1 protein-coding gene and 1 pseudogene are annotated in these 1,123 nt (G+C 65.4%); both read left to right on the top strand.

What is annotated here, in order from left to right; all coding sequences use genetic code 11:
- A partial coding sequence (locus EOA29_RS37315; RefSeq protein WP_189479134.1) for a dihydropteroate synthase occupies positions 1-533 on the top strand: 533 nt, incomplete at its 5' end.
- A pseudogene (locus EOA29_RS37310) lies at positions 472-1,123 on the top strand (2Fe-2S iron-sulfur cluster-binding protein); the annotation flags it as partial. The gene EOA29_RS37315 and the pseudogene EOA29_RS37310, both read left to right, overlap by 62 nt.

Here is a 1,123-nt window from a genome sequence, read left to right as displayed (position 1 = left end):
CGAACGACGAGACTGGCATCTCGATGGACCCGGACGTCCGTTTCGCCGTCGCCAAGAAGATCGTCGAGCGCTGCGCCGACCACGGCATCCCCTCTCATGACGTTGTCGTCGACCCGCTGGTGATGCCGATCGGCGCGCTGGGCGATGCCGGCCGTCAGGTGTTCGCGCTGCTTCGCCGCCTGCGCGAGGAGCTCAAGGTCAACACCACCTGCGGCCTCTCCAACATCTCCTTCGGCCTGCCGCACCGCCACGGCATCAACGCCGCCTTCATCCCGATGGTGATCGGCGCCGGCATGACCAGCGCCATCATGAACCCGGTCCGTCCGCAGGAAATGGAAGCCGTGCGCGGCGCCAACGTGCTGAACGGCACGGATGAGAACTGCACCAACTGGATCAGGACCTACAAGGACTACAAGCCTGCCGAAGGCGGCCATGCGGTTGCCGCTCCAGTGGCGGTCACCGCCCCTGGCGATGGCGCTGCCGCAGGCGGTCGTCGCCGCGGCGGCCGTGAAGCCCGCATGGCGAGGGCATAAGGTAGAGATTGTGACTTTTTCGACAGAGGGAGGTATTCGCATATGAACCCTCCCCCGAACATAACCGATCCGCTCGTGCTGTTCATGCCGTCAGGCAAGCGCGGGCGGTTCCCGGTCGGCACGCCGGTGTTGGATGCCGCGCGCCAGCTCGGCGTTTATGTCGAGAGCGTGTGCGGCGGTCGCGCAACCTGCGGGCGCTGCCAGATCGAGGTGCAGGAAGGCAGTTTCGCCAAGCACAAGATCGTCTCGTCCAACGAACACATCTCGCCCAAGGGCGCCAAGGAGGAGCGCTACGAGCGCGTGCGCGGCCTGCCCGAGCACCGCCGCCTTTCCTGCTCGGCGCAGATCCTCGGCGACCTCGTCATCGACGTGCCGCAGGACACGGTCATCAACGCCCAGACCATCCGCAAGGACGCCGACACCAGGGTCATCGCCCGCGATACGGCGATCCGCATGTGCTATGTCGAGATCGAAGAGCCCGACATGCACAAGCCGCTCGGCGATCTCGACCGGCTGAAGATCGCGCTGATGAAGGACTGGGGCTTCAAGAGCCTCGAGTTCGACTTCTATCTGCTGCCGCAGGTGCAGGG

Origin of the sequence: Mesorhizobium sp. M1E.F.Ca.ET.063.01.1.1, assembly GCF_003998155.1 — a bacterium.
Classification (GTDB): domain Bacteria; phylum Pseudomonadota; class Alphaproteobacteria; order Rhizobiales; family Rhizobiaceae; genus Mesorhizobium.
This window is presented reverse-complemented; position numbering and strand designations above follow the sequence as displayed.